Source organism: Flavobacterium davisii, from assembly GCF_042182265.1.
GTDB lineage: Bacteria > Bacteroidota > Bacteroidia > Flavobacteriales > Flavobacteriaceae > Flavobacterium > Flavobacterium davisii.
In genome coordinates, this window is the sequence record NZ_CP097869.1 from 3,272,299 (window position 1) to 3,299,011 (window position 26,713).

Consider the following 26,713-nt stretch of genomic DNA (forward strand, 5'->3'; position numbering starts at 1 on the left):
TTTAATAAACGATTTTTTTAATGTTAAACTAACACAGAAGCAAACATTAAACTTAAAATTATTAATCTAAATAAGTTCTTAAAAATTAGCTGAAAATAAATCAAAAAAAACTTGATTTTTTGAGTAGAAAAATTATATTTGCACAAATTAAAATTTTACAGAGATGTATTGGACATTAGAATTAGCATCATATTTAAGCGATGCTCCATGGCCTGCTACCAAAGACGAATTAATCGACTACGCCATCAGAACTGGCGCGCCTCTTGAGGTGGTAGAAAATTTACAGTCTATCGAAGATGAAGGAGAAATTTATGAATCGATGGAAGAAATTTGGCCAGATTATCCATCAGACGAAGATTATCTTTGGAACGAGGATGAGTATTAAGCATAAACCTACTAAAAAAGTCTCTTAAGAGGCTTTTTTTTTGGTATTTTTACACACATTTTAAAACAAAACGTATGAGTTTCATTAACAACATATTAAAGGTTTTTGTAGGTGATAAATCACAAAAAGACATCAAAGCCATTCAGCCTATAATTAACAAAATTAGATCTTTTGAAGGTCCACTAAGTTCATTAACAAATGATGAATTACGTGCTAAAACTTTTGAGTTTAAAGAAAAAATAAAACAAGCTCGTGCCGAAAAAGATACTAAAATTTCGCAATTAAAATCAGAAGTAGAAAGCATTGAAGATATAGACGCAAGAGAAGATGTATATACTGAAATTGACAAATTAGAAAAAGAGGCTTATGAAGTGTCTGAAAAAGTGCTAAATGAAATTTTAGCAGAAGCCTTTGCTGTTGTAAGAGAAACTGCTCGTCGTTTTAAAGAAAACACGCAAGTACGTGTAAAAGCTACCTCCAAAGACCGCGAATTATCTGCTAATAAAGCTTATATTACTATTGAAGGAGAAGATGCCTTATGGTCTAACTCTTGGGAAGCCGCAGGAAAAACGGTAACCTGGGACATGATTCACTACGATGTTCAGATGATTGGTGGCGTGGTATTACATCAAGGAAAAATTGCCGAAATGCAAACAGGAGAAGGTAAAACTTTAGTAGCAACACTTCCTCTATACCTAAACGCTCTAACAGGAAATGGTGTACATCTCGTAACGGTTAACGACTATTTAGCAAAACGAGACAGCACTTGGAAAGCTCCATTATTTGAATTTCACGGACTAACAGTAGATTGTATTGACAATCATCAACCCAATACTGAAGCACGTCGTAAAGCTTATGAGGCAGACATTACGTATGGTACCAATAACGAATTTGGCTTTGACTATTTACGCGATAACATGGCTCATACACCTGATGACTTAGTACAACGCAAACACAATTTTGCTATTGTGGATGAGGTAGACTCTGTATTAATAGACGATGCACGTACCCCTCTTATCATTTCGGGTCAGGTAGTAGATGGTGATCGTCACGAATTTAATGAACTAAAACCTTTCATTGATAATCTTGTTGCTATCCAACGTCAATTAGCAAACGGCTTTTTAGCAGAAGCAAAACGTTTATTTAAAGAAGGAAATACTAAAGATGCTGGATTTAATTTATTAAGAGCACATCGTGCATTACCTAAGAACAAAGCCTTAATCAAATTCTTATCAGAAGAAGGAACAAAACAATTACTTCAAAAAACAGAAAATGAGTATATGGCTGATAACAACCGTAAAATGCCTCAAGTAGATGAAGCTTTATACTTTGTTATCGAAGAAAAAAATAATCAAGTTGAATTAACCGAAGGAGGTATTAAAGAATTATCTAAAAATACTGATGACAAATTCTTTGTATTACCTGACATAGGAACCGAAATTGCGGTTATAGAAAAATCAAATCTTTCAAAAGAAGAAGAAGCAGAAAAAAAAGAAGCTTTATTTGCCGATTTTTCAGTAAAGAGCGAACGTATCCACACCTTAACACAATTACTAAAAGCCTACACTCTATTTGAAAAAGATACTGAGTATGTAATTATGGAAGGCGAAATTTTAATTGTAGACGAACAAACAGGTCGTATTATGGATGGTCGTCGTTATTCAGATGGTTTACACCAAGCAATTGAAGCAAAAGAAAACGTTCATATTAAGGAAGCTACCCAAACCTACGCTACGATTACCCTACAAAACTACTTCCGTATGTACAACAAATTAGGAGGTATGACCGGTACTGCCGTAACAGAAGCAGGCGAATTTTGGGAAATTTACAAATTAGATGTAGTCGAAATCCCTACCAATAGACCCATTGCTCGTCAAGATAAAGAAGATTTAATTTACCGCTCAGTTCGTGAAAAATTTAACGCAGTAGCTAATGATGTACAAGAATTAGTAGCACAAGGTCGCCCTGTATTAATTGGTACTACATCCGTTGAAATTTCTGAATTATTAAGTCGTATGCTTAAAATGAAAGGCATTCAACACAATGTATTAAACGCTAAAATGCACAAACAAGAAGCGCAAATTGTAGCAGAAGCAGGTAAGCCTGGCGTTGTTACAATTGCTACCAATATGGCTGGTCGCGGTACAGACATTAAATTAAGCGACGAAGTAAAAGCAGCAGGTGGTTTGGCTATTATTGGTACTGAACGTCATGACTCGCGTCGTGTAGATCGTCAGTTACGCGGTCGTGCAGGTCGTCAAGGAGACGTTGGTAGTTCACAATTCTATGTATCTTTAGAAGACAACTTAATGCGTTTATTTGGTTCTGACCGTGTGGCTAAAATCATGGACAGAATGGGCCTAAAAGAAGGTGAAGTAATTCAACATTCTATGATGACTAAGTCTATCGAAAGAGCTCAGAAAAAAGTAGAAGAAAACAACTTTGGTGTACGTAAACGTTTATTAGAATATGACGATGTAATGAACTCACAACGTGAAGTTGTATACAAACGTCGTCGTCACGCCCTACACGGAGAGCGCTTGAAACTGGATATTGCCAACATGATTTATGATGTATGTGACAGTATTGTAGAGAAAAATAAATTAACAAAAGATTTCAAAAACTTTGAATTTGAATTAGTACGTTATCTATCTATTACATCTCCAGTAACAGAAGCCGATTTTGCCAGTTTAAATGAAACTAAGATAACGGCGCTTGTTTACAAATCAGCTAGTGAATATTATCAAAACAAAAATAATCGCGACGCAAACGAAGCATTTCCTATTATACGAAATGTTTTTGAAAACCCCGATAATCATTTTGAACGTATCGTAGTTCCTTTTACAGATGGAATAAAGGGAATGAATGTTGTAACAGATTTAAACAAAGCATACGAAACACAAGGAAAACAATTAATTGCTGATTTTGAAAAAAGCATCACATTGGCCATTGTAGATGAAGCTTGGAAAAAGCACCTACGTAAAATGGACGAATTAAAACAATCGGTACAATTGGCCGTTCACGAACAAAAAGACCCGTTACTAATTTACAAATTTGAATCCTTCAATTTGTTTAAAACTATGTTGGAAGGTATCAACAAAGAGGTTATTTCATTCTTATTTAAAGCGGATTTACCACAACAAAATACTCAAATCCAAGAGGCAATAGACGAAATACAACAAGATCATTATATAGAAAGCAAAGAAGAGGTATTAAATATGGAGGAACAAGCTGAGCGTCATAGAGATGCAGTACAAAATGTAAATGCTCCTCAACAGCATACAATTACCGAAACTATTGTTCGTGATCAACCAAAGATTAACCGTAACGATGAAGTTACCATCAAAAACGTGTTAAGCGGTCAAACAGAAACCATGAAATTCAAAAAAGCGGAGCATTTATTAGCTTCTGGTCAGTGGGTTTTGGTTCAAAAATAAGCCCTATAAATTACTTACAAAAACCTCCCTAATTACAAAGGTGTAATTAGGGTTTTTTTATGTTTGCAAAATCAAAAATCAATTAACAAGATGAAAAAAATCACTTTCACATTATTATTCTTATTTACAATTCTAAATTTGAATGCTCAATTTAGTATGCAGTCATTAGAAGAATTTGAAAAATTAAAACAAACCAAAACTTACGTAGTACTTCACGACAGTGATGAAGAATTTAACAACAGAATCAAAAAAGCTGTAGAAACAAACTGGAAATTGACTCCCTATGATTTCATTTACTTTAAAAATTTAAATGAATATTCTAAAAGCGAAAAAAATTCATTTATTTTAGTTGGTGATTTTGGAAATACTACACACCCAAAAAATGCCTATAGTTTTTACTATAACTCTTCAATCGTAAAATTAGGGTCAGAATCAAAAATGAAACAAACTATGGTTTTATCTGATGGAGAATGGAAAAGCAAATCTTCACTTGGATCATCACCTGTTTATGGTTCAACGACCTTAAATCTTCAATTAGGTGGTGTAGGTAAATATTTCAATTCATTACCAAATTGGCTTGCATTCACTGGATCTGGTTTAGGAAATGCCTATGTAAATTCATCAAAATTAACTCCGATGATTAAATTATTAGAAAATACGGCGAATCTATTTCTTCAAGGAAAAGTTAAAAAATTGAAAGTTACTTCAGGTGATTCTTATGAAGTTTATAACACAAACGAATCAATTTCTACAAAAACATTAATATTTTTAAAAGATGAAATGCCTTATTTTAATAAAAAAAAGGAAATTGAATTTACAGAAGAGGACATCAAAAAAAGTTATACTGGAAAAGTTGAAATTGTAGATGAAAAAAAACTTTCTGAAAAAATAAATAGTAATGACACTCAAAATCTATATTTTGGTTCATACACTGAAGGAACTTTCTCATTAGTTTTTCTTTACGATTGCACTGGTAAAATTTATCTTTTAGAAAAAATGAATAGAATGTCATTCAATCTACCTGAATCAAAAGGTTGGTTTATCAATGCTCTTGAAAAGTTTGAAAAATTAAATAAGAAGTAAATAATAAAAAAATCCCTAATTACGGTTGTAGTTAGGGATTTTTGATATAAAAGTGAAGTCTAAAAACTTTTGAATTAACGAAGTAGAAAATCGTATCGTATATTTTTTGTAAAATTGCAACAATTTTACAACTAACGACATGCAACCCACCTGCCCACTTTGCCATTCCCACACCTCCCCGTTTCACAACATCAAAAACCGTGAATACTTTCAGTGTTCCAACTGTCAAGCTATACTATTACATCCCGAGCAGTATATGACCGCACAGGAGGAAGAAAAACACTATCGTTTTCACAACAATGATGTAACCGACCTAGGTTATCTCAATTTTGTATCCCCCATAACTAATGGCATATTACACGATTTTACTCCTTCACACAACGGTTTAGATTTTGGCGCAGGAACAGGTTCAGCAGTAAGTAAAGTATTGCAGGACAATGACTACTCCATTACGTCATACGACCCCTTTTTTCACCCTTTCCCAGATGTTTTAACACAACAATATGATTTTGTAGCCTGTTGCGAAGTCGTGGAGCATTTCCACCATCCCGACAAGGAATTTGAATTATTACACCAACTTCTAAAACCTGCTGGCAAATTGTATTGCATGACGCATATGTACAGTCCTGAAATTGATTTCGAAAAATGGTATTATAAAAACGATACGACCCACGTGTTTATGTATCAAAAAGAAACAATTGAATGGATTACAAAAACCTTTGGTTTTTCAAATTTCAATATTACAAACCGATTAATTATCTTTACTAAATAATTTCTTAACATACAAAAAACACTCTTACCCTATAAAACACTATCAAAAGGGCTATTTCTATTACCCCTAAATATTAAAAAAATTATTGATTATATGACACCTTATAATGAAACTTATATACGTTTTTTAGACTTAGTAAAAGAAAGCATTACCCATAAAACCTTTGCTAAACTAACATTAGCTAAAACTATTGGCAACCCTGAATTACAAAATATCTATATCAAAGTAACTCAAATAGAAGATCAACTAAAACTATTAGTGACCCACAAAATATATAAAGAAGGACTTCAAGAAATTGAAAAAATAGTAAATTTAGAGGAATTAGAAATCGAAACGATTCCTTATATTCAAAATCCTTTTATGTCTGCCCTATTATTCACATCGGAAGCTGACATAACTATGAAAATAAACAAGAAAAGAGTGGCTTCCATCATTGAACAACCGCCTACTTTTAAGAATGCAGATCCTCTTTTTTTAACCTTATCATTTAAATAATCTTTAAAACTAAAACACACTATGAACAATCCGTTTATTTACGAAAATGCACCTGCTTATTTTCATTCTTTTTTTGATCTTATAGAGTCCGATCATTTAATGGAAGAATTAGAAAAAAGCAAAAATTTCACTCTTGCTTTAATAGATAGCATAACTCCTGAAATGGAAAATTTTGCTTATGCTCCAGATAAATGGACTACTAAGGAAGTCCTTCTTCATATCATAGATGCTGAAAGAATACTTACTTATAGAGCATTGCGTTTTTCCCGATTTGATGCTACAGAACTAACAGGCTTTGACCAAAACAAATACATCCAAAATCTCAAATCAGTAAATTATAAATTAAGTGACTTACGAGAGGAATATATAAACGTAAGGAATGCTACCATTAGTCTCTATAAAAATATGACAGAAGAAATGTTAGATTTCAAAGGAGTCACAAACCCAATTATTTTGACTGCTCGATCATTAGGATTTATGGTCGTTGGACATAATGTACACCACGCACAAGTAATTCAAGAAAAACACATTTCTTTGTTTTAACCCATAAAACAAGGTTAAACAAACTAATATTGAATCATACAGAATGCCAATTCAATTTAAATAATATTGAAGTAAAAAAAAGTAATAAGTTAAAAAATACTAATATATTGGTTTTCCTAAAATTAAAAGAAAATTTTATCACAAAAAAATCATACCACTTTCACTTCATACATTAGATTTATAATTAAATTTGCGAGCTAATTTTTTAAAAATGAAAAAACTTTTCAACGTATATTTTTTAATATTGTGTTTAGCGGTTAGTGCACAAACCTCTAAAATCAATGCAGAAGTAAAACGACCAAAACTTGTGGTTGGAATTGTAGTCGATCAAATGAAAATGGAATACTTAAACCGTTTTTATAGCGATTTTTCAGAAGGCGGTTTCAAACGTTTATTACGTGATGGCTTTACTTACCACAACATGCACTATAATTACATGCCTACTTTTACAGGCCCTGGACATGCTTCCATTTACACAGGAACCACACCTGCGATACACGGAATTGTAGGAAATGAATGGTTTAATAAAGCCACAGGAAAAAATCTGTACTGTACAGATGATCCAGAAGTATCTACAGTAGGTAATGGCACTGAACAAGAAGGAAAAATGTCTCCCAAAATTTTACAAGCATCAACCATTACAGACGAACTAAAATTAAGTACCAATTTTAAAGGAAAAGTAATTGGCGTAAGCGTTAAAGATCGTGGGGCAATTTTACCTGCTGGACATTTTGCAGACTGGGCTTTTTGGTTTAGTAAAACTGGAAATTTCATTTCTAGTACATTTTATGGCAAATCATTACCTACTTGGGTCACCCAATTTAACAATGAAAAAAATTATGAAAAATACGTTAACCAAAATTGGGACTTACTAAAAGATAAAACAACTTACAATGAAAGTTTACCAGATGATAACCCATACGAAGGAAAACTAAATAAAAAACAAGCTTTTTTTCCTTATTCCCTTTCTGAATTAACAAAACCAGGAGATGTAGGAATTTTAAGAACTACTCCTTTTGGAAATAATTTCTTAGCTGATTTTGCTCAAAAAACAATAGAAAATGAACAACTAGGAAAAGATGAAGACACTGACTTTTTAACTGTTAGTTTTTCAGCTACTGATTATATTGGTCACATGTATGGTCCACGTTCTATTGAATTACAAGATACTTATTTACGCTTAGACCAAACATTAGCAAGCTTTTTACATTATTTAGACCTTAACGTAGGCAAAGACAACTACTTACTTTTTTTAACAGCGGATCACGCAGGTGCTGAAAACGTTATGCACCTAAAAGACAATCGCTATGATGTAGAAGACACCAACGAAAAAAATATAGAACACGCTATAGCGGAATTTACAAAAACACAATTCGGCGAAAACTTATTACTGTTATACGATTCTTTTAATGTATTCTTAGACAAAGCAAAAATTAAAGAAAAAGGCTTAGAACTTAGCAAAGTTAAAAATGCCGTTAAGGAATTTTTATATACACAAAAACATGTTAAAAGAGTATATGATGAAAACGAAATTATAGCAGGTTCTGTAGCTGACAACTATTTAAATTTTATATCTAAAGGTTATGACCCCGTTCAAAATGGTGAATTGATCATTGTAGACAAACCCGCTTATATGCAATACCAAACTACAGGAACTTCTCATGGCTCACCTTATAGTTATGATACACACGTACCTTGCTTATTTTATGGTTGGGGAATAAAAAAGGGAGAAAATTTTGATAAAAAGGACATTACTCAAATAGCTCCTACCCTAGCCCTAAAACTAAAAACAACTTTACCTAATAGCACAGATGCTATACCATTAACCGAAATTCTTCCTAAATAATAAAAAAAGCGTCTTTTGAAAAGACGCTTTTTTTATGTTTTAATCTCCTACTAAACCAATTCGTATAACGAACTCTAAAACTTTCTTATTTTTGTTCCCTATAAAACATTCTAACACACCAACTATTCCCAGTCATGTCTAAATTACCACACATTACAACCAGCATTTTTACCACCATGTCTAAACTAGCTAATGAAAAAAATGCTATCAATTTATCCCAAGGTTTTCCTAATTTTCCAGAAGACAAACGATTAATAGACATAAGCCAACGAATTCTAAAAGACAACATTCACCAATATACTCCTATGGCAGGTTTACCTACCTTAATGGAAAAAATTGCAAAACAAACCCAAGCCCAATACAATCGTTCTGTAGATTTCAATATCGAAATGCTCATTACTGCTGGTGCTACACAAGGAATATACAGCACAATTAATGCCTTAATATCTACAAATGATGAAGTAATAATTTTAGACCCTTGTTATGACAGTTACGAACCTTCTGTTTTAATAGCGGGAGGAAAACCAATACGCGTTCCTTTAAACCCAGACTATACACCCGATTTTAATAATATAGAAAAAGCCATTTCTTCTAAAACGAAAATGATTATTATCAACAATCCTCATAACCCAACGGGCAGAATTTGGGATGAAAAAGATTTTGAATCATTAGAAATCATTTTAGAAAAACATCCACAAATCCTTATTTTAGGAGATGAAGTTTATGAATATATCACTTTCAAGCAAGCTCATATTTCATTTAATACCCGAAAAAAATTAATACATCGTACTATAATAGCTTCGTCATTTGGAAAATCCTTACATGTTACTGGATGGAAAATAGGCTACTTAATAGCGCCTGAATTAATCATGAATGAAATCAAAAAAGTACATCAGTTTTTAGTATTTAGTGTGAATAGCTTTGCTCAATTTGCTATAGCTGAATATTTAGATATCGTAAATTTTGATGCCGTTTCAAAGATGTATCTTCAAAAACGAAATTTATTTCAGGCCTTATTAAAGAACAGCCCTTTTGAATTAATGCCTTGTGATGGAACTTATTTTCAAGTAGTAAATTATCAAAATATCTCAAAAGAAAACGACGTTTTATTTGCCAAAGAATTGATTGAAAAACAAGGCGTAGCTGCCATTCCCATGTCTGTCTTTTACAACGACCTTACAGATAGACAAATGCTACGTTTTTGTTTTGCCAAAACAGATGAAACCTTAATTCAAGCTGCTGAGAAACTTATAAAAATAAAATAGAATCAATTAAAAAAAGCATTATAATATGGAAGATCAATCATTTATTAAATTGTTAACAAAATAGATTTTCAAAACCCATAAATAATTGTATTTTTACGGCTCAAAATTTCGAAGATCAAGATGGGTAAAATAATTGCAATTGCTAATCAAAAAGGTGGTGTAGGTAAAACAACCACTTCTATTAATTTAGCGGCCGCTTTAGGGGCTTTAGAAAAAAAAGTATTACTTATAGATGCTGATCCGCAGGCAAATGCTACCTCAGGATTAGGTATTGATGTAGAGTCAGTTGAACTAGGCACCTACCAAATTTTAGAGCACAGTTGTACGCCTACTGAAGCGTTAATTAACAGTACTGCTCCTAACGTAGATGTAATTCCTGCACATATTGACTTAGTGGCAATTGAAATAGAATTAGTAGACAAAGAAAATCGTGAGTACATGCTTAAAGAAGCATTAAAATCAGTTTCTGATAACTACGATTATATTATTATTGATTGTGCTCCTTCATTAGGCTTGCTAACATTAAATGCTCTAACTGCCGCCAATTCAGTGGTAATACCTATCCAATGTGAATATTTTGCTTTGGAAGGACTTGGAAAATTATTAAATACAATTAAAAGTGTTCAAAAAATTCACAACCCTGATTTAGATATTGAAGGTCTTTTGCTTACTATGTATGATTCTCGTTTACGTTTATCTAATCAAGTAGTAGAAGAAGTACAAAAACACTTCAATAATATGGTATTTGATACTGTTATACAACGTAACATTAAATTAAGCGAAGCACCTAGTTTTGGTGAAAGCATTATAAACTATGATGCTACGAGCAAAGGTGCTACAAATTATTTAGATTTAGCATCAGAAATCATCAAAAAGAATAGTTAATCAATTAAGTTTAGGAGGATTATATGGCATTGGCAAAAAAACAAGCAATGGGAAGAGGATTATCGGCTATACTGAAAGATCCAGATAATGATATCAAATCAGCAACCGATAAAAATGCAGACAAAGTAGTAGGTAATATCCTAGAAGTGGATATTGAGTCTATTGAAATTAATCCTTTTCAACCTCGTACTAATTTTAACGAAGAAGCCTTACAAGAATTAGCTACTTCTATAAGAGAATTAGGCGTTATCCAACCGATTACCGTTCGTAAAATTGACTTTAATAAATACCAATTAATTTCAGGTGAACGTCGTTTACGTGCTTCTAAAATTGTAGGATTAAAAACAGTCCCTGCCTATATTCGTTTAGCAAATGACAATGAGTCACTAACTATGGCGTTAGTAGAAAACATCCAACGCCATGATTTAGATCCCATTGAAATTGCTCTTTCTTATCAACGTTTAATGGACGAAATTCAACTTACACAAGAACAGGTAAGTGATAGAGTAGGTAAAAAACGTTCTACCGTTGCTAATTACCTTCGCTTATTAAAACTAGACCCGATCATTCAAACAGGTATTCGTGATGGTTTTATATCTATGGGGCACGGTCGCGCTATTATTACAATAGACGATCATGATGCACAGGCTTCTATATATCAAAAAATAGTAAGTCAAAACCTTTCTGTTCGCGAAACAGAAGCTTTAGTAAAAGCTTATCACAATGGCGAATTAGACAAACCTACTAACAAACCCACAGAAGCTCCCTTTGATATAGGCCTAGATGAAAAAAGATCTTTTAATGATTACTTTGGAGCAAAAGTAGACATTAAAGTAGCAGGTTCCGGAAAAGGAAAAATTACCATTCCTTTTCATTCAGAAGAAGATTTCAATCGAATTTTAAAACTAATAAACTCTTAGTGAAGTATTGGATACATATAGTTATTGTTAGCTTTAGTTTTGGTCTTTTTACCGCAAATGCACAAAATAAGATAAAACTAATAGCTAACGATACTATAACAAAACAACAAATAGACCCTTTACGTCCTGCAAAAGCAGCTTTTTACTCTGCTTTACTGCCAGGAGCTGGGCAAGCCTACAACAAAAAATACTGGAAAATCCCTGTTGTATACGCTGCAATAGGAACAGGAGCCTATTTTTACTTCTGGAATCAAAAAAGATATGATAGCTTTCGAACAGAATACATCAAACGATTGGCTAAAGATTCTGATTTAAATCCTGATTATACCCGTTTATCAGACGATAAACTAATTCAAGGCCAACAATTTCATCAAAAGAACAGAGATTTGTCGCTACTTATTACAGTAGCTCTTTATGCACTTAATATAATAGATGCTAATGTTGACGCTCATTTACAACAGTTCAATGTAAATAATGGACTAAGTATTCGTCCTGAAATACAAACTAACGATTTTAACACACAGCAAAACATAGGACTTGCTCTAAATTTTAAATTCTAACCAATGAAAATAGCGCTTCTAGGATATGGAAAAATGGGTAAAGTAATTGAAAAAATTGCTTTAGAAAGAGGTCATGATATCATTTTAAAAAAATCAAGCCAAAACAGTTTTGATGGACTTGAAAAAGCAGATGTAGCCATTGATTTTAGTGTTCCAACAAGTGCTGTAACTAATATTACAACTTGTTTTGAAAAAAATATTCCAGTTGTAAGTGGTACAACAGGCTGGCTAGAACAATACCAAACTATGGTTGATCTATGTACTAAAAAAGAAGGAGCCTTTATATATGGTTCTAACTTTAGCTTAGGAGTAAACATTTTTTTTGAATTAAATTGTTATTTGGCTAAAATGATGGCTAATCTAGAACAATACCACGTTTCTATGGAAGAAATTCATCATACGCAAAAATTAGATGCTCCAAGTGGTACTGCAATTACATTAGCCGAAGGAATCATTCAAAATTCAAAATATGATAATTGGACTATGAATCCTCCTACTAATACAGAAATTCATATAGAAGCCAAAAGAATAGAAAACATCCCCGGCACTCATAGTATCTTTTACGATAGCAAAGTAGATCAAATTGAAATAAAACATACCGCACATAACCGAGAAGGTTTTGCTTTAGGATCAATAATAGCAGCAGAATGGCTAGTGAACAAAAAAGGAGTCTTTACAATGAAAGATGTACTTTCATTAAAACAATAAATTATAAATAAATATATTTTAGTCAATCCGAACAAAGTTTAACAGATTTTCAAAATTCAAACATTAAAGATGACAGTAACACAGTGGTTTATTTTTTTCTTGGTCGTACAAATCATTCACGGCTTAGGAACTTGGAAACTTTATCAAAAAGCAGGTAGAAAATCATGGGAAGCCTTTATTCCTGTTTATAATGCTATCGTTTTGATGAAAATTATTAATCGTCCTACTTGGTGGACTGCTTTACTTTTTATCCCCATAATAAACTTAATTATGTTTATTGTTATATGGGTAGAAACATTAAGAAGCTTTGGTTATAATAAAGAAAAAGACACTTTATTAGGTGTTTTAACACTCGGTTTTTATATCTATTACATAAATTACTTTGTAAATATTGACTACAAAAGAGACAGAAGCTTAACTCCTAGTACTAAAGCAGGAGACACTATAGCTTCGCTACTTTATGCTATAGTAGTCGCTACATTAGTACACACTTATGTAATACAACCTTTTAACATACCTACTTCTTCATTAGAAAAATCCTTATTAGTAGGCGATTTTTTATTTGTAAGTAAATTTCATTATGGCGCCAGAACCCCTTCTACCGCAGTGGCAATGCCAATGGTTCATGATAGCATGATGATAGTAAAAGCAAAGTCGTATTTAAGCAAACCCCAACTTCCTTCTTTCCGTTTACCAGGATTGCAAAAAATACAACATAATGATATTGTTTGTTTTAATTGGCCTGCCGATACTGTTTATCAATTTTTTGATCGTTCAGGAAGACATATTGACAAGCCAAAAGACAAACGCTCTAACTATGTAAAACGTTGTGTTGGCTTACCAGGAGACAATCTATCTATAAAAGATGGATATGTATACATTAATAATAAAAAATTAATTTTACCTGAAAGAGCAAAACCTCAATATTCTTACTATATAACAACAGACGGTAGTGATTTAGCTCCTTATGCTAGTTTATTAATAGAAGAATTAAAAATAACGGATGGTATTTATCCAACAAATAAGCCAAATGAATACTTCTTAAGCGCTGTTACAGATGAAAATATAGCGCGCATTAAGAATATTCCAATTGTAAAATCAATCACTAAAAACTTAACTCCTGCCCCTAAAGAAATTGACAAATCTATCTTTCCTCATAACCAAAAATGGTCTTTGGATAATTTAGGTCCTATTTATATTCCTGAAGCAAACAAAACAATTGCCTTAAATAAAGAAACACTTCCTTTTTACAAAAGAATTATTACTGTATATGAAGATAATACGCTAGAAGAAAGAGGAGGCAAAATATATATTAATGGCAAAGAGGCTACTAACTATACTTTTCAACAAGATTACTATTGGATGATGGGAGACAATCGTCACCGCTCAGAAGATAGTCGTTATTGGGGGTTTGTTCCTATGGATCATGTGGTCGGCAAACCCATATTTATTTGGTGGAGTATAGACCCTAATATTCCTTGGAGTAAAGCCCTTGATAAAATTAGATGGGAACGATTGTTCTGTACAGTAGGAGGAGATGGACAACCAACTTCTTATTTTAAATATTTCTTAATAGCACTTGTAGCCTGGTTTGGTTTTGATTGGTATAGAAATAAAAAGAAAAAAGCATAGTTTAAAAACAATAAATTTATCTCCAGGTTTCAGATTTCAGTTTAAAACACTCGAAAACTGAAACCTGTAATTTTTAATATAATATGAATCTATTAATTCTTCCCACTTATTTTCCTTCTATAAGTCATTTTGTAGCTATTGCTCAAGCAGAAAAGATAACTTTTGAAATGGATGATAATTTCCAAAAACAGACTAATAGAAATAGGATGTACATTTACAGCCCTAATGGGATTCAATTATTAAACATCCCTGTAAAGCATTCTAAAGAAGGACATCAAAAGACAAAAGACATTCGATTGGAAACTGCTTTTGACTGGCAGAAGCAACATTTTAAATCATTAGAAGCTGCTTACAGGACATCTCCTTTTTTTGAATATTATGAAGATGCTATTGCTCCCATATTTACAAAAAAACAGGATTTCTTAATGGATCTGAATTACCAAACTATTGAAATCGTATCAAAATGTTTGGGAATAAATTTTGAATATAACAAAACCCAAGAATACTTTAAAGAAGCTCCCGACTTTAATGATTTACGTTCGTTAGCTAACGGAAAAAAAGATACTGCTTTACTAACTCCATACACACAAGTTTTTGAGGAAAAACATGGCTTTATAAACAATTTGAGTATCTTAGATTTACTCTTTAACGAAGGACGTTATGCGAAAGAATATTTATTAAATCAAACCTTATAATTAATATAAAGAAAGCCTAGTTAAAATGGGTAAATGATCTGAATTAACAAAATTAGGAAAGTTTTTAAAACTTTTAACATTCATCTTAGGATCTGCAAAGATATAGTCAATTCGGGCAGGATAATACTTAAAGTTATAAGTCTGTCCGAATCCTTTTCCAGCTTCCTCAAAAGTATCTTGCATACTCCCTTTAACAGTTCTATATACATACGAAAAAGCACTATTATTCATGTCTCCACAAACTACTAAGGGATAAGAACAATCTTTCTTATGATCTACAAATATTTCTGCTTGTTGTTGTTGTTTTTTAAAAGCTTTTCCTATACGTTTGAAAATCATTTCAGATTTAGCTTGGCTAAAACCTTCTGTTTTTTCTGATATTTCATTTACATCAGGTGATATTTTTATGGATTCTAAATGTAAATTATAAACTCTTATAATATCTTTCCCTATTTTAATATCAGCAAAAATAGCAATATTATTAGATTCTGGAAATCCTACTTCTCCTTCATTTACTATAGGAAATTTTGAGAATATAGCATTCCCTGTTTTGATTAAATTTCCTTTAGTAAAAATAGCACGATATGGATATAATTTAAAATCTACCTTAGCAGATGCAGAAGTGGAATACTCTTGAATACAAAGTAGATCTGGATTGTTTTCGTTTATAAATTCCAAAATTTGATCCGCTACATCTTCTCTTGGTATCCATTTAAATAAATTGAACAGTCGAACATTGTAATTCATTATTACAAAATCTTTATCTGAGGTGACTAATTCTTTAGAAGAAAATTTATAAAATTTATTTACAAAAGTAATCCCTAACAATAAAATCAAACCTGAATAAATCATCTGTCTCTTCAATAGTAAAAGCCAGTACAAAAAGAATAGAGCATTTACAATTAAAAAAAAGGGTAAGACTAAAGTGAGGACAGACAAAAACGAAAACCATTTAGGTGCTAAAAAAGGCAGTGCATACGCTAAAAATGTTAATAGCGTAAGCATCAGATTAGCAACAAAAACGAGTTTATTAAACCACGTAAGGTTTTTCATTTTATCTTATTTAAAAATTGTTACAAAGAAACATTATTTTCACGAATTTTTTTTACTTTATTTACCTGCTCTAAAAAGAAACTCTTTCTCTTCTTTAGTCAAGCTTTCATAACCTGATTGACTAATTTTATCTAATATTTCATCTATTTGTTGCTGCGTTTTATCTTTTCTAATTACTCTACTTTTTACTTCATTTGATGATAATGTAACATTTTTATGAATCGTTTTAAAGGGTGTTGCTTTCTTTTTAGTAAAAACAGCATCTATTCTATCTAAAAATTCATTTATTACTCTACCTAGATCAATTCCTTTTTGTAATAATTTTACATAAAAAAAACCAAAAAAAGCACCTCCTAAATGCGAAATATGCCCTCCTGTATTTTCTAAAGGTAATTGTATTAAATCTACAACTAGAAAAACTAATGCAATTTGCCAAACATAAACATTGCCAAATAAAGCTAATCGAAGGTTCATATAAGGTTGATAAGTAGCAGTAGCAAATACTATAGCCATAATAGAAGCTGAGGCACCAACTAATAAAACCGCCTGATTAGATAGAAAAGGGAATAACAGATAGATTAAAATATAAATTAAGCCTGCAAATAATCCTCCTAAAACATATACTGACAAAAGTTGTTTTTGTGTAAAATAGGTCGTAAAAATTCGCCCTGCAAAATGCAGCATCAGCATATTGAAAATTAAATGAACTAAATTACTGTGAAAAAAACAGTAACTAACTAAAGTCCAAGGTTTGTAAAAAAAATTCTGTAAATTACTAGATAACGCAATCCATTCATAAAAGTTCAACTCTTTTCCTGTTATTTTCAATAGAGTAATAATAAGAGTTGAAAAAACAAACAATATGACATTCCAAAAAATTAATTTTATAGTTAAATCACCTACTTTATATTGCTGTTTTAGGTCATATAAAATATTCATATTGTATAATTTAGTTTGCGTTTGTTGTTATGATTCTTTTATTAATTCCAACGATTATCGTTGAATGAGTTCTTTTTCCAATACCACATCATTATAAAACCTATCAAAGCTCCTCCTACATGTGCAAAATGCGCAATATTTCCTCCAAAAATAGAAGCCCCTGTTACACCTGAAAATAAATCCATGCCAACTAGTATTGGAACAAAGTACTTGGCTTTTATTGGAACTGGAATAAACATCATCATTAACTCAGCATTAGGAAACATGAATGCAAACGCTGTTAAAAGCCCATAAATAGCACCTGAAGCCCCTACTGCTCGTGAAACATAGGCTGATAAAAAAGAAGTAAACCCTTGTGGTGATAAAATTTGTTCCCAAGCTATATTATATTTACCTTCTTTAAGAATTTTAAATATTTCGATTTTCTTTTCACCGTTTTCGACTAATAAATTCAATCCTTCTTGAAAATGGATATAATTTACTCCTGAATGTATGAATCCAGCACCTATACCACATGAAATATAAAAAAACAAAAATTTCTTAGCTCCCCAAAAATGTTCTAATGCGGTTCCAAAAGAATACAAAGCAAACATATTAAATAAAATATGCGTAAAGCTACCATGCATGAACATATAGGTTAATAATTGCCATAGTCTAAAATTTGTATTTTCAAAATAATACAAAGCTAACACATCATTAGATTGCTTCACTAGCTGAGCCCCAATGAAACAAATAACATTAATAATTAAAAGTTGCTTAACTGTGGGAGTAATTTGCATCATATATTAAATTTTTTATCTATATCCTCTACACTTAAAGTAATAAATGTAGGACGATTAAATGGTGAAACTGATTGTTCTTTACAAGCAAAAAGATTATTAACTATATTTTCTTGTTCAAATTCTGTTAAAATGGTACCTGTTTTAACAGCCAAACTTCGCGCCATAGATTTGGCCATACTATCCATTTGACTAAAACTACTATCGGGTATTTCTTGTTGCAAATCTGCTATTAATTGTTCTAAAACTCTTGCTACTTCGCTTTCTGTCATAGTAACAGGAATACCAGATATAATGACCGTACCTGAGACAGCTGATTCAAATACAAATCCAGCATTTTCTAATGATGCTTTTAATTCTAGAAACAAAACCATTTCAGTTCCTGAAAAATATAAATTCAAAGGAAATAACAGTTGCTGACTATTTGCTTGTTGAACGGTTATATTTTTCAACAATTGTTCGTATAAAATACGTTGATGTGCTCTTTGTTGATCTATTATTAACATCCCCGATTTTATAGGACTTATTATATATTTTTTCTGTAGTTGATAGGTTATCGATTTTGCTTTTTCAATTTCAGTATCATTAAATAAGGATTCTGTAACAGATTCTGATTCAATATGTATTTCTTCTGGTTCAAATGCGTCTTTTAATCCCACATATAAACTTTCCCAACTCTGACTTTCTTTTTTAGGGTGATAATTAAAGCTATTATTATTTGAAATTCCTCCTGAACTGTTATTGGATATTTTTTTTACAATAGGTTCTTCTTCTGCAAAAGGATTAAAAGTTGCACTTACTTGTATAGTAGGCATTTCAGCCTCTTTTCCTACATAACTATAAGGTGTATCTAGGTTAGCATCTCGTTCAAAATCTAAAATAGGAGCTACATTAAATTGTCCTAAACTATGTTTTACAGCTGAACGAATAATAGCATATAGGGCTTGCTCATCATCAAATTTTATTTCTGTTTTAGTTGGATGAATATTAATATCGATTGTATGAGGAGGCACATCTAAATAAAGAAAGTAACTAGGTTGCATTCCTTCTTTTAATAAGCCTTCATAGGCTGCCATAATAGCATGATGCAAGTATCCACTTTTTATAAAACGATCATTTACAAAGAAAAACTGTTCCCCTCTACTCTTTTTAGCAAACTCGGGTTTACCTATAAAGCCTTTTAACTTTACAATTTCTGTTTCTTCTGTTACTGGTACTAACTTTTCATTTGTCTTAGCTGCAAATATATTTACAATACGTTGACGTAAATTAGATTGTGGCAAATTAAATACTTCACTTCCATTGTGATAAAAAGTAAAATGTATATTTTCATGCGCTAAAGCTACTCGCTGAAATTCGTCTATTATATGACGTAATTCAACTGTATCTGATTTTAAAAAATTTCTACGTGCTGGTATATTAAAAAATAAATTTTTGATGGAAAAAGAAGTCCCCTTAGGTAACACAGATGGCTCCTGTGAAATAAATTTACTCCCTTCTATAATTAAATGAGTTCCTAGTTCTTCTTGATCTTGTTTGGTTTTGAGTTCTACATGAGCTATTGCAGCTATAGAGGCTAAAGCTTCTCCACGAAAACCTTTGGTGTGTAAATCAAATAAGTCTTCTGCTTTTCTAATTTTAGAAGTAGCATGACGCTCAAAACATAAGCGTGCGTCTGTTATACTCATCCCCTTACCATTATCTATAACTTGTATGAGTGTTTTACCTGCATCTTTACAAATAAGTTTAATATCGGTTGATCCTGCATCAATTGCATTTTCTACCAATTCCTTCACTACCGAAGCAGGCCTTTGTACTACCTCTCCTGCTGCTATTTGATTAGCCACATGATCGGGTAGTAATTGTATTATACTTGACATTAAATGAGTTACTAAATTAATTTCTTAAATGGGTTGGAAAACAAATTTAAAGAAAAGGAATGGGTTTTTATCTCTCATTCTTTTTATTTTTTCATAAAAAAAGCCATTCTATTACATCGAAATTAGAATGGCTTTTCATGATTATTTTTTATTACTTAGAAAAAAATCCTGCAGAAAGTGCGTTTTATTTTCATTCTAAAACTTATTCTTTAAATCTACCATTTTAATAGCAGCTATTGCAGCCTCTGTTCCTTTATTCCCATGTGCTCCTCCACTTCTAGCTATAGACTGTTCTTCTGTATTATCAGTTAACACACAAAAAATAGTGGGTGCATCGTATATAACATTCATATCTTTAATTCCTTGGGTAACCCCTTCACATACAAATTCAAAGTGCATAGTTTCGCCTTTAATAACGCAACCAATTACGATAACGGCATCTAAATCTAAATTTTTGTGCATTTGACTTGCTCCGTAAATGAGCTCAAAACTACCTGGAACATTCCAACGAATGATATTTTCGGGCAAAGCACCACAATCAAGTAACGCTTCTTCTGCTCCTTTAAAAAGACCTTCGGTGATTTTATCATTCCATTCAGAAACGACTATCCCAAATCGAAAGTCTTTCGCATTTGGGATAGTATTTTTATTATATTCTGATAAATTTTTGTTTGCTGTAGCCATATTTTTCGTTTACAGTTTCAGTACAGCATTATAATTCATATATGCTTAACACTGCAATTATTTTCTACTCTATCTATTATTTATTGAGCCATTCCTATTAAAGCATCAATATTTTGAGCTTCTGGAGTGTCTTCATATTTTTCTTTAATTTGAGTAAAATATTTCAATGCGGTTGCTTTATCTCCTTTAGCAAAAGCCAATTGTCCTGCCTTTAACAAGAAACGAGGTGTTGTTAATTCGTTTTCATTGCTTTCAGCCGCTTTTACATAGTATTCTAAAGCTTCATCTGTTTTATTTAATTCTGCTTTTGCATCACCAATAGCTCCTAAAGCTAAAGCCTTCGTATAAGCATCATCTGATTTATAATCACTTAAATACTCTACTGCTTTATCAAACTGCTTAGTATGCAAATAAGCCATACCAGCATAATAATTCGCTAAATTACCTGCATCTGTACCGCTATGATTTTTAGCAATATCTATAAAACCTTGTTTACCCTCACCTCCATTTAGAGCTAACTTAAACAAAGAATCATTAGCTTGTGTTGCATCAACAGCTTGTTGAAAATATTTCTGAGCTTGATACATATCACTAGCGGCTTCATTTTCCGCTGGAGCTGATACAAATTTGCTATACATCAAATACCCCACTACAACTAAAGCTACTCCGCCTAAAACAGATAAAATTATATTTTGATTTTTTGCAACAAACTCTTCCGTTTTACTTGCTGTTTCATCTAAAGTGTTAAAAACGCTAGCAGTAGTACTATCACTTTCTTCAACCGTAACAGTTTGTTCTAAATCAGCTACGTTTTCAAGCGTACCCTCTTCGGTATTCTCAACTTGTGGTTTTGGAGCTTTGTATCCTCTTTTATTATAAGTTGCCATTATAATTTTAAATTAGTGAGGTGCAAAAATAAAATTTTTATTGAAAAACAAAATAAGTTTTCACTTTATTTTTAATAATTTGCGAACGTTTTTTAACAATCATTTCCTAAAAATTAGAATCTGTACGATTTATGCATCTAAAAAAAATTTCTTTGTTTAACTTTAAAAATTTTGAAGAAGCAAATTTCGACTTTGAACACAAAATCAATTGTTTTGTAGGTAAAAACGGTATTGGCAAAACCAATATTTTAGACGCTATTTATCATTTAGCTTTCGGAAAAAGCTATTTTAACACTCTAGCTGTACAGAACATCAGACATGGACGTGACTTTTTTGTAATAGATGGTGAATTTATGAAACAAGATCGTCCTGAAAACATCGTTTGTAGCTTAAAAAAAGGACAAAAGAAAATATTAAAACGCAACGGAAAACTGTATGAAAAATTTTCCGACCATTTAGGTTTAATTCCAATGGTTATCATTTCACCAACCGATGCCGATTTAATTCGAGAAGGAAGCGAAGTTAGGAGAAAATTCATAGACAGTGTTATTTCGCAATTAGACAGCCGTTATTTACACCAACTGATTCAATATCAAAAAGTATTGACTCAGCGTAACGCTTTACTAAAATATTTTGCCCTAAATCGCATTTTCGAACAAGACACCTTAGAAATTTACAATGACCAACTTGCTAATTTAGGCACCGAAATTTTTAAAAAAAGGGAACAATTCTTAACTGAATTTATTCCTATTTTCAATCACTATTACAAACTTATTTCTAATTCCGCTGAACGTGTTTATTTAATGTACGAAAGTCAGCTAAAACATACTCCTTTAGCCCAATTATTACTAGATAATATACAAAAAGATAGAACATTACAATACACTAGTGTTGGCATACACAAAGACGACTTAGCTTTTTTAATAGAAGACCATCCTATTAAAAAATTTGGTTCCCAAGGGCAACAAAAATCTTATTTAATTGCTTTAAAATTAGCTCAATTTGAATTTGTAAAAAAACAAAGTGGCGAAAAACCTATTCTCTTATTTGATGATATTTTTGACAAATTAGACGAGGATCGTGTTAGCCAAATCATTTCAATGGTTAATAAGGAAGAATTCGGACAGCTTTTTATTTCAGACACCCATCCTGAACGAACGGAAAATATTGTAAAACAAACCCATCAGCTTTATAAAATTTTTAACATATAATTTTTATAACTTAGCTTAAAATTTTAAAAAATGAAAAACTTACTATTCAGCACTCTTTGTGCTACTATAATTGCTTTTACAAGCTGTAAAGGCCAAAATAATTCTATAACAGACAATTTAGAACCTAAAGTATTTGCTGAAAAAACAGCAAATGCAGATGTGTACATCCTAGACGTAAGAACCCCACAAGAATACAATTCTCAACACCTAGACAAAGCCGTAAATATTGATTATAATGCTACTGATTTCGAAACTCAATTATCTAAATTAGACAAAAACAAACCCGTTTATTTGTACTGTTTAAGTGGAGGAAGAAGCGGAAAAGCAATGACTAAAATGAGCCGTATGGGTTTTAAAGAAATTCATAATATGACGGGGGGAATTATGAAATGGAATGCGGAAGGATTATCTAAACCTACTACATCTTCAAGTATGACTCTTATTGAATTTCAAAAATTAATACAATCCGATAAAAAAGTATTAATTGATTTTTATGCTGAATGGTGCGGTCCTTGTAAAAAAATGGCCCCTTATCTTGAAAAGATGAAGGAAGAAATGAAAGATAATATTAAAATTATAAAAATAGATGCCGATAAAAACCAACAATTAGCGCAAGATTTACTAATTGAAGGATTACCAACTTTGATCTATTATAATAATGGTAAAGAAGTTTGGAAAAATTTAGGATTTATAAAAGAAGAGGATTTAAGAAAGAAGTTATAATCTTCAAAAAAACAAACCAGGAGAAGGTATTCAAAAAGCACCAATTAAATATTGATTTTATTTCCCCTTTCAGTAAAAAAATCAGAAGCCACACTGTTGTTTTATTTCCTCTATGTGTCCTTGATTAACTAGTGCAAAGCGATTAAATTGAAGCAAAACAAAATCAATAACTTTTGGAAAACCTTCTTCTTCACAACACAGTCTTTTCAAATACCCAAATGATGCACTCTCACCCCTTACTTCATTACAATCTCTTTACATTCCTTACGGATTAAAAAATAAAAATAACTCCGTATATTTACCTCAACATACAATCAGATAATAATGTTTACAAAAGAAGCTATCAATTTCTTAGATGATCTAAAAGCGAATAATAACACGGAATGGATGCACGCTAACAAAAAACGTTATGAAGCATATAAAAAAGATTACCATAATTTAATCCATACCATTTTAGAAGAAATAAAACCCTTGGATCCTTCTTTAGAACCACTTGAAATAAAAAATTGCACTTTCAGAATTAACCGTGATATCCGTTTTTCTAAAGACAAATCCCCTTATAAAACCAATATGGGAGTTTGGATGTCTACCAATAGACTGCGTAAAAACAGCCCTGGTTATTACATTCACTTTGAAAAAGACAAATGTTTTATAGCTGGTGGTGTATGGTGTCCTGAATCTGAAGAATTAAAAAAAATACGTCGTGAAATTGCGTTCTTTCATGAAGATTTAGAAGAAATCGTAAACAATACTGCTTTTCAGAAAGAATTTGGAACTATAGACAAAGAGGAAGGTTATGTATTAAAATCTGCCCCAAAAGGATACGACATAAATCATCCTGCAATAGAATTTTTAAAACTTAAAAGCTTTACCATTTCACAACCTATTGATGAAAAATGGTTTACAGATAAAGATTTTGCAAAAAAGGTAGCCTCTAAACTTATTTTGATAAAACCTTTTAATGAGTTTTTAAATAGAGCACTAGAAACGGAAGAATAAAAAGCTCATTCCCTTTTTTTCTTTATGTTCTTTGCAAAATCTTTGCGTACTTTGTAATCAAAATATTTTAGTACAATGAATATCCAACATAATTATTCTCTTAAAAAACACAACACCTTTGGTATTGAAGCAAAAGCTTCTGAATTTATAGCTGTACATAGTATAACAGAATTAGATGAAGTTTTAAAAAACAATATAACCAAAACGAAATTTATCTTAGGTGGGGGTAGCAATATGCTTTTAACAAAAGATATAAATGCTTTGGTCATTCACATAGACTTAAAGGGAAAAAAAATTGTAAAAGAAGACGAAAATTATGTTTGGGTTGAAGCCCAAGCAGGGGAAAACTGGCATGAATTTGTTTTATGGAATATAAAACAAAACTATGGTGGTATAGAAAACATGTCTTTAATACCAGGTAATGTAGGTACTACTCCCGTTCAAAACATAGGTGCTTACGGTGCTGAAATTAAAGACACATTTGTATCATGTCAAGCTCTCAACATTCTCACGCAAGAAATAAGGACTTTCACAAATGAAGAATGTAATTTTGGCTACCGCGAAAGCATTTTTAAACAAGCTATCAAAAATCAATACATCATTACCTCTGTTGTTTTTAAGCTAACAAAACACCATCATAAAATCAACACAGGCTATGGCGATATTTTAAAAGAATTAGAAAATAAAAATATTTCAACACCAACCATAAAAGATGTAAGCAATGCTGTAATTGCTATCCGTCAAAGTAAATTACCTGACCCAAAATCGTTAGGAAACAGCGGTAGTTTCTTTAAAAATCCTATTCTATCAAGAGAACAATTCAACGAAGCCAAAACATTATATCCTGAAATAAAATATTATGAGGTTTCAGAAAATCAAATAAAAGTTCCTGCTGGTTGGATGATTGAACAAGCAGGATTAAAAGGTTATCGCAATGGTGATGCAGGCGTACATGCAAGACAAGCTCTAGTATTAGTAAACTACGGAAATGCTACAGGACAAGATATTCTAAATTTATCTCAATTTGTACAAAAAACAGTTTTAGACAAATTCGGCATTGCCATTGAAGCTGAAGTTAATATAATTTAAATCATTTCTACTAGTTTTCATAGAAAAGAGTTCTAAATAGTTACAAATCTAGTATTTTTTGTAACTATTTATTTTCTAAAAAAAACGGTAAACGATATAATAAAAAAACGTATATTACTAATAAGCTTATTAAAAACCATACTAAATCATCCCCTATTTTAAATTTTAAACCATTCATTACGATCCAACTTTCAATACTTTGTAAAATAATCATCTTTGGCTTTTTAAAATTCTCTAAGAACTAAAAAACTACGAATACAAAACAAATTCACAAAGATCCAGCAAGTAAATTTCTTAACATCTCCCTTAATTACATTACAATGAATACATCATTCAACAAGAATGGCTTTCACATTCTAAACAACATTTACACTCATGAAGAAATAGAAACCATTATTCATTTAATCGAATCAAGCGAAAAATCAAATACAAATTTTAGAAAAGATAAAGAATTATTTGCAATTCGTGCTATTTTAAAAGAAATTCCTAAACTAAAAAACCATATTTTCAACAAGAACCTTATTAAGATTATCGAAGAAATTGGCAATAACACATATTTTGTAATCAAATCAATTTATTTTGATAAGCCCAAAACTTCTAATTGGGTAGTCCCTTATCATCAAGATTTAACAATTAATCTTTCTGAAAAAATTGAAACTGATAACTTTATCAATTGGACTAAAAAGAATGAACAAATAACAGTACAACCGCCAACTCCAATTTTAGAAAATATTTTCACAATTCGAATTCATTTAGACAATACTACAGTAGAAAATGGTGCTGTAAAAGTAATTCCTAAATCACATAAAAAAGGTATTATTCAATTAACTGACCACGAAATAAACAAAAACAAAGAATACATTTGTGATGTACCTAAAGGAGGTGTAATGCTAATGAAACCTTTAACACTACATGCCTCAACACGCACAACAAACAACCAGAGAAGACGTGTTATACATATTGAATTTTCAAACATAATATTAGATAATGGATTAAAATGGAACGAGTATTTAGCATTTTAATATCTGAGTTCTATTTTTTCTCTTTGATCAAGATAAAAGTTCAAGGTTTTTTAATCCATTTCGTTAACATAATCAAAGAACAAATACGATTACTTTCTTATGTTAAGTCCTCTTATTTTTATTTCCCCTAAAAATTGAAACAACTATAAAAAAAGTCAAAAAATAAAATCATAAAAAAATCTACATTACCTCAAAAAACATTAAAACAAAGAACCTTAAAA

26 protein-coding genes are annotated in these 26,713 nt (G+C 31.3%); 19 read left to right on the forward strand and 7 right to left on the reverse strand.

Features of this window, described 5'->3' with window-relative positions:
• Nucleotides 1–163: 163 nt before the first annotated feature.
• The 14 genes from NAB20_RS14000 (at nt 164) to NAB20_RS14065 (ending at nt 15,226) form a co-directional block, all read left to right on the forward strand.
• Entirely contained in the window at nt 164–385 is a 222-nt protein-coding gene (locus NAB20_RS14000; RefSeq protein WP_014166495.1) for a DUF2795 domain-containing protein, read from the forward strand.
• Between the two features lie 74 nt (nt 386–459).
• A complete protein-coding gene (secA, locus tag NAB20_RS14005; protein ID WP_105196032.1) occupies nt 460–3,822 on the forward strand; it encodes a preprotein translocase subunit SecA in 3,363 nt (1,120 codons plus the stop codon).
• A gap of 90 nt (nt 3,823–3,912) precedes the next feature.
• Nucleotides 3,913–4,905: a hypothetical protein gene (locus NAB20_RS14010; protein WP_105196033.1), complete on the forward strand. Its 993-nt coding sequence runs from the start codon at nt 3,913–3,915 to the stop codon at nt 4,903–4,905.
• A gap of 256 nt (nt 4,906–5,161) precedes the next feature.
• Nucleotides 5,162–5,677, forward strand: coding sequence for a class I SAM-dependent methyltransferase (locus tag NAB20_RS14015; RefSeq protein WP_375605268.1), 516 nt, complete (start codon nt 5,162–5,164; stop codon nt 5,675–5,677).
• A 93-nt stretch (nt 5,678–5,770) separates the two neighbouring features.
• The gene (locus NAB20_RS14020) at nt 5,771–6,172 is read left to right on the forward strand and encodes a hypothetical protein (protein ID WP_088393295.1); all 402 of its coding nucleotides are present in this window, start codon (nt 5,771–5,773) and stop codon (nt 6,170–6,172) included.
• Nucleotides 6,173–6,193: 21 nt separating this feature from the next.
• The gene (locus NAB20_RS14025) at nt 6,194–6,715 is read left to right on the forward strand and encodes a DinB family protein (RefSeq protein WP_088393293.1); all 522 of its coding nucleotides are present in this window, start codon (nt 6,194–6,196) and stop codon (nt 6,713–6,715) included.
• 211 nt (nt 6,716–6,926) lie between these two features.
• Entirely contained in the window at nt 6,927–8,561 is a 1,635-nt protein-coding gene (pafA, locus tag NAB20_RS14030; RefSeq protein ID WP_375605269.1) for an alkaline phosphatase PafA, read from the forward strand.
• A gap of 134 nt (nt 8,562–8,695) precedes the next feature.
• Nucleotides 8,696–9,826, forward strand: a complete 1,131-nt coding sequence (locus NAB20_RS14035) for a methionine aminotransferase (RefSeq protein WP_105196036.1) — start codon at nt 8,696–8,698, stop codon at nt 9,824–9,826.
• 120 nt (nt 9,827–9,946) lie between these two features.
• Nucleotides 9,947–10,711: a ParA family protein gene (locus NAB20_RS14040; RefSeq protein WP_060382726.1), complete on the forward strand. Its 765-nt coding sequence runs from the start codon at nt 9,947–9,949 to the stop codon at nt 10,709–10,711.
• A gap of 23 nt (nt 10,712–10,734) precedes the next feature.
• Nucleotides 10,735–11,631, forward strand: a complete 897-nt coding sequence (locus NAB20_RS14045; protein ID WP_088393287.1) for a ParB/RepB/Spo0J family partition protein — start codon at nt 10,735–10,737, stop codon at nt 11,629–11,631.
• The gene (locus tag NAB20_RS14050) at nt 11,631–12,191 is read left to right on the forward strand and encodes a DUF5683 domain-containing protein (RefSeq protein ID WP_105196037.1); all 561 of its coding nucleotides are present in this window, start codon (nt 11,631–11,633) and stop codon (nt 12,189–12,191) included. Before NAB20_RS14045 ends, NAB20_RS14050 begins: the two co-directional genes overlap by 1 nt.
• 3 nt (nt 12,192–12,194) lie before the next feature.
• Nucleotides 12,195–12,899 carry a 4-hydroxy-tetrahydrodipicolinate reductase gene (gene dapB, locus NAB20_RS14055; RefSeq protein WP_105196038.1) on the forward strand — a complete coding sequence of 235 codons (705 nt, stop codon included), beginning with the start codon at nt 12,195–12,197 and terminating at the stop codon, nt 12,897–12,899.
• A gap of 69 nt (nt 12,900–12,968) precedes the next feature.
• Nucleotides 12,969–14,531: a signal peptidase I gene (lepB, locus tag NAB20_RS14060; RefSeq protein ID WP_088393281.1), complete on the forward strand. Its 1,563-nt coding sequence runs from the start codon at nt 12,969–12,971 to the stop codon at nt 14,529–14,531.
• Nucleotides 14,532–14,614: 83 nt separating this feature from the next.
• Nucleotides 14,615–15,226, forward strand: a complete 612-nt coding sequence (locus tag NAB20_RS14065) for a WbqC family protein (protein ID WP_105196039.1) — start codon at nt 14,615–14,617, stop codon at nt 15,224–15,226.
• On the opposite strand, the gene NAB20_RS14070 is transcribed toward NAB20_RS14065, so the two are convergent.
• The 6 genes from NAB20_RS14070 to NAB20_RS14095 all read right to left on the reverse strand — a co-directional run bounded on the left by NAB20_RS14070 (nt 15,227) and on the right by NAB20_RS14095 (nt 21,448).
• Nucleotides 15,227–16,279 (reverse strand): endonuclease/exonuclease/phosphatase family protein, encoded by a 1,053-nt coding sequence (locus tag NAB20_RS14070; RefSeq protein WP_105196040.1) that lies wholly within the window; start codon nt 16,277–16,279, stop codon nt 15,227–15,229.
• Between the two features lie 57 nt (nt 16,280–16,336).
• Nucleotides 16,337–17,218, reverse strand: coding sequence for a rhomboid family intramembrane serine protease (locus tag NAB20_RS14075; RefSeq protein ID WP_105196041.1), 882 nt, complete (start codon nt 17,216–17,218; stop codon nt 16,337–16,339).
• 41 nt (nt 17,219–17,259) lie between these two features.
• Nucleotides 17,260–18,000 carry a rhomboid family intramembrane serine protease gene (locus NAB20_RS14080; protein WP_127822777.1) on the reverse strand — a complete coding sequence of 247 codons (741 nt, stop codon included), beginning with the start codon at nt 17,998–18,000 and terminating at the stop codon, nt 17,260–17,262.
• Nucleotides 17,997–19,877, reverse strand: a complete 1,881-nt coding sequence (gene mutL / locus NAB20_RS14085; RefSeq protein ID WP_105196043.1) for a DNA mismatch repair endonuclease MutL — start codon at nt 19,875–19,877, stop codon at nt 17,997–17,999. Before mutL ends, NAB20_RS14080 begins: the two co-directional genes overlap by 4 nt.
• A 195-nt stretch (nt 19,878–20,072) precedes the next feature.
• Entirely contained in the window at nt 20,073–20,561 is a 489-nt protein-coding gene (gene ribH / locus NAB20_RS14090) for a 6,7-dimethyl-8-ribityllumazine synthase (RefSeq protein ID WP_088393580.1), read from the reverse strand.
• Between the two features lie 80 nt (nt 20,562–20,641).
• Nucleotides 20,642–21,448, reverse strand: a complete 807-nt coding sequence (locus NAB20_RS14095) for a tol-pal system YbgF family protein (protein WP_105196044.1) — start codon at nt 21,446–21,448, stop codon at nt 20,642–20,644.
• 131 nt (nt 21,449–21,579) lie between these two features.
• Between NAB20_RS14095 and recF the strand changes: the two genes are divergently transcribed.
• From recF to murB, 4 genes are all read left to right on the forward strand, one after another.
• On the forward strand, nt 21,580–22,659 hold the full coding sequence (gene recF / locus NAB20_RS14100; protein ID WP_088393576.1) for a DNA replication/repair protein RecF: 1,080 nt from the start codon (nt 21,580–21,582) through the stop codon (nt 22,657–22,659).
• A gap of 30 nt (nt 22,660–22,689) precedes the next feature.
• Nucleotides 22,690–23,382 carry a thioredoxin gene (gene trxA, locus NAB20_RS14105; RefSeq protein ID WP_088393574.1) on the forward strand — a complete coding sequence of 231 codons (693 nt, stop codon included), beginning with the start codon at nt 22,690–22,692 and terminating at the stop codon, nt 23,380–23,382.
• A gap of 324 nt (nt 23,383–23,706) precedes the next feature.
• A complete protein-coding gene (locus NAB20_RS14110) occupies nt 23,707–24,381 on the forward strand; it encodes a DUF2461 domain-containing protein (RefSeq protein ID WP_105196045.1) in 675 nt (224 codons plus the stop codon).
• A 75-nt stretch (nt 24,382–24,456) separates the two neighbouring features.
• Nucleotides 24,457–25,470 (forward strand): UDP-N-acetylmuramate dehydrogenase, encoded by a 1,014-nt coding sequence (gene murB / locus NAB20_RS14115; protein ID WP_375605270.1) that lies wholly within the window; start codon nt 24,457–24,459, stop codon nt 25,468–25,470.
• Between the two features lie 64 nt (nt 25,471–25,534).
• Here the strand turns inward: murB and NAB20_RS14120 are convergent, their stop codons facing one another.
• Complete coding sequence (locus NAB20_RS14120; RefSeq protein WP_375605271.1) at nt 25,535–25,684, reverse strand: hypothetical protein; 150 nt, start codon at nt 25,682–25,684, stop codon at nt 25,535–25,537.
• Between the two features lie 106 nt (nt 25,685–25,790).
• Between NAB20_RS14120 and NAB20_RS14125 the strand changes: the two genes are divergently transcribed.
• Nucleotides 25,791–26,492 (forward strand): phytanoyl-CoA dioxygenase family protein, encoded by a 702-nt coding sequence (locus tag NAB20_RS14125; RefSeq protein ID WP_375605272.1) that lies wholly within the window; start codon nt 25,791–25,793, stop codon nt 26,490–26,492.
• Nucleotides 26,493–26,713 lie beyond the last annotated feature (221 nt).